Source organism: Flavobacterium xizangense (assembly GCF_054075145.1).
This window is the reverse complement of sequence record NZ_JBSIPG010000156.1, coordinates 1-263: the sequence shown is the minus strand read 5'-3', so window position 1 is coordinate 263 and position 263 is coordinate 1. Positions and strand designations below refer to the sequence as shown.

General features: G+C 34.6%; 1 pseudogene. It reads left to right on the top strand.

Features of this window, described 5'->3' with window-relative positions:
• Positions 1 to 263: pseudogene (locus ACWA1B_RS22910) on the top strand (phosphohydrolase); the annotation flags it as partial.

Sequence of the window (263 nt, the reverse complement as noted above, 5' to 3'; positions counted from 1 at the left end):
AAGAAAATGGCAACCTCTGAAAGAACGAAATCTGTTAATGATTCAGAAAAAAATAAACAAACAAGAGTTAAAAGCGGCGGCGGCGCTCGAAGAAGAAAATAAAAAGAAAGAGAAAGCTGAAAAAGCAGAAAAAGCAGAAAAACCAGATCGCGGAATCGATACTTTATTTCGTGTTACTCTAGGAAACCATACACGTTTGAGTGGTATTGCCGATAGTAAAGCCAATATTTTATTGTCTGTAAATGCTATTATTATTTCAATTG